3 protein-coding genes and 2 pseudogenes are annotated in these 3,041 nt (G+C 55.6%); 1 reads left to right on the plus strand and 4 read right to left on the minus strand.

Annotated elements, in window-relative coordinates; genetic code table 11:
* Positions 1-87 precede the first annotated feature (87 nt).
* The 3 genes and pseudogenes from AM590_RS18385 to AM590_RS18395 all read right to left on the minus strand — a co-directional run.
* Positions 88-954 (minus strand): annotated as a pseudogene (locus AM590_RS18385) (RNA-guided endonuclease TnpB family protein); the annotation flags it as partial.
* Positions 951-1,391 carry an IS200/IS605 family transposase gene (gene tnpA / locus AM590_RS18390; protein WP_042662612.1) on the minus strand — a complete coding sequence of 147 codons (441 nt, stop codon included), beginning with the start codon at positions 1,389-1,391 and terminating at the stop codon, positions 951-953. The pseudogene AM590_RS18385 and the gene tnpA, both read right to left, overlap by 4 nt.
* A gap of 168 nt (positions 1,392-1,559) precedes the next feature.
* Entirely contained in the window at positions 1,560-1,820 is a 261-nt protein-coding gene (locus AM590_RS18395; RefSeq protein WP_004062838.1) for an AbrB/MazE/SpoVT family DNA-binding domain-containing protein, read from the minus strand.
* 94 nt (positions 1,821-1,914) lie between these two features.
* Between AM590_RS18395 and AM590_RS18400 the strand changes: the two are divergent.
* Positions 1,915-2,034: pseudogene (locus AM590_RS18400) on the plus strand (UDP-glucose 4-epimerase); the annotation flags it as partial.
* A 230-nt stretch (positions 2,035-2,264) separates the two neighbouring features.
* Here the strand turns inward: AM590_RS18400 and AM590_RS20965 are convergent.
* Positions 2,265-2,438 carry a transcriptional regulator gene (locus AM590_RS20965; RefSeq protein WP_172795838.1) on the minus strand — a complete coding sequence of 58 codons (174 nt, stop codon included), beginning with the start codon at positions 2,436-2,438 and terminating at the stop codon, positions 2,265-2,267.
* Positions 2,439-3,041 lie beyond the last annotated feature (603 nt).

Raw genomic sequence — 3,041 nt, forward strand, 5'->3', positions numbered from 1 at the left:
CGCGAACTCGTCCTGATGTGTACGGTTCACAACATCAAGCAATCGCTGAACCCGTGAAATCAAGCTACGTCTGGCGATTCACCACGGCCGTCGATTCATGAACGCGCCGTAGTCCATGTTCTCACGGATGTGCGTCAAGTCTTCCAGAACCAACACGGGATTCTCGAATCGGTCGGCGTAGGAGACGACCTCCGACGTGACCGTGTGAAGGATGTGGTCGATGTGTCGCCACAACTCGTCGCCGTAGGATTCAGCGATACGTTCGCTTCCGCGTTTTTGAAGGCGTCGAGTCGCCGTGAAGTACGTCTCACGGAGTTGCCGTACTCGCTTGCCTTCGTCGTTCCAGAGGTTGGGTGCAGTCGGGGAGCCGCGCTCGTCACGGTGACACACCGTTAACAAAGAGGCTTCCCCGATGTCTACCCCAATCGGCGTTTCCGCCGAACTGGTCTCTCGTTCCTCCACGTCCCGCGTGGCGACGATGTGAAAGTACCACTCGCCGTCACGGTCGAACAACCGACATTCGCCCATCTTTGCGTCTCCTGCGTGCAACGCTTCCAACCACTCTCGCTGTTCGGGATTCGGTTGCGCGGGCAACCAGAGGTTGTAGTCGTCGTGGTGCGGGATTTTGACGTACCACTCGATAGCGTTCTGTGGCTTGTGGTCGAGCTTCGGGCCTTCGTTCGTGAACCGAACGGGGTGGTCGTCGTGAAGCTCTTTGGCGTCGTAGCTTCCGCCACAGAGTTGTGGGACGTACTTCTTGAGCGCGTTCTTGGCGTAGCCGCTCAGGTCGTAGTTGACTACCACGTCGTTCGCCGCCGACTGTGTGGTGCAGTTAGCGTTGAACGCGGATTCAAGGGCGTCTTGGTACGCCTGTTCCGTCTCACAGAGTTTCAGATGCTTGTGGGTGTTCGGTTCCACAAGCTTCAGTTCCAGCGTCTCGGTGAGTTCGGTCACTGTTCGTCCTCCTCGTGACGCTGGATGTACTTCTCGACAGTCTCACTCGAAACGTGTCCTGCTGTCCCCGCGTAGTAGCCTCGCACCCACTTGATTTTCTCACTATCGTGGTCGGCGTGTCGGTGGTTGTACTTCCGCGAACTGATGCCTTTGAACCAGTTGGCGAGAAGTGACGGAGCGTGCTTCGGCGGGCTACTGACGAACAGGTGGATGTGGTCGGGTTGGACAGTGAGGTCGATAATCTCCAACCCCTTCTCGTCAGCGATTTCGTGGAGGATGTCTCGCACACGGGTTGCAACGTCACCGACGAGTACCGACCGACGGTACTGAGCGGAACCCTGTTCCGCGATGTCCGCAGAACCGTCGGTTCTGCGAGACTTCGGTATCCACACTATGTGGTAGTTGAGGTTGTACGTTGCGTGCCGTGTGGTCTTCATCCGTACTACACACTATACGTAGCGTGTGTCTTAAAACCACTTCACACGGTGGGAAATCCAGCCGTACTACCGTCGGTGGTTGTGTACGCTATTGTCCGCTTGACCCGCGCCTGAAGACGCGGGTATGCGCTCGCACTATGTATCAGGACGTTCGTATCGAGGCGGCCTTCATTCGTCAGTTCGGGCATCATGTACGAGTTGGTTGATCTCGTCCATCGAGAGTTCGTCTTCGCTGGCACGCTTTTCAACACGCCGCTGGAACTCCGTGACTGACGGCAACTCGATTTTCTTCAGTACGAGTCCAAAGTCGGTCGGAACGACCATCAGTTTCGTCCCCTTTTCGAGACCGAACTGCTTGCGGAGACGGCTTGGAATCGTGATCTGTCCTTTCGACGTTACCGTGGTCACCTCGGGATCATCTGTGCTCATGTTGGGTCTACGTAAGAATTCCTTACCCAGTAGGGTGAACCTTTCGGTCGTGTTGGAGCGCCGAGTCAACTCCGTGTCGGTGGTTCCTTCCGTCGAAGTGTCCGTCCACGACACGAAGGCGGACTACTCGAAGATACACGAGGCGACAGGGTGGGAGCCCGAGATCTCGTTCGAGGAGGGTGTCGAGCGGGTTTGTGAGCCGTATCTCGACTGACGGAGGGGTTCGCGGTTCGGCTGGGGGTTTTGCGTTTGATTTTCGAGGTGGTCAGAGACGGTTTATTACAGGAGAATCAGTTTCCAAGAAACCGGTTCAGTTCACTAAATTCGTCGGGTGAGAGAATCACCTCAGTATCAAACACATCAAATCGTTCGAAGTCATCATCAATCGTCAACACAGTATTCACCCCTTGGTCAATCGCCACCCGAGCATACGGTCCACCAGCGTCACTTATCGCAGTGTTTCTCCGCACCCTTTTGAACCGCATCTCTGTGCTTCTGGGCAATTGGGTTGGCCTTTTCGATACGCGGCGTCGTCTCTTCTCGCTTTGAAGACGTTTCCTCAATAAGTTGCTCCATGCGGGCGAGAATTTCTTTGGGGTCGTCTTCCGAGTCAACCATGGCTATACTCCTACAAAGAGTGGGAATGAGTATATCCGATTTGGTCAGTCGACCTCGTTCATCCCTAAGCAATACGTCTACAGAAAACACGCGGGTATGCGATCGCACTATGTATCAACGCAGAGTGCCTCGGGCTTGTCCCTGTGGTACTTCACTATGGCGTCTTGACACGTGACTTTGGCTACGCACACGGCCTACTTTCTCACCCCGCGTCGGTCCGCGGAGTACGCATACAGATAGGTACACACGAGAATCGCCGCGCCAAGGCCGACCATATTCTGGAGTAGGTCTGTGACCGTCACGACGAACATGAGCGAAAACACGCCGTAACACCCGAGGCCGGCAAAGAGACACATGGTGAAGCGCTTTCGAACCCAGTACAGCTCGTGCTCGCGTTTCTGTGGGAGACCATCGACCACCGGCCAGTACGACCCTGCGATGAAGCCGACCGCAATTGCACACACGAACAGCAACAACAGAGCTGGCCCATTTTCTCCCAGTAGCTCGCTTGGCGGAGGGTGTCATAGAAGAGTTCTCACACCGTGATCACGGTACTTCCCGGATTGTCTCCACGTTCGTAGTTGGTGATTGCGACGACGAGGC

The sequence above is a fragment of the Haloferax sp. Q22 genome, from assembly GCF_001482285.1.
GTDB lineage: Archaea > Halobacteriota > Halobacteria > Halobacteriales > Haloferacaceae > Haloferax.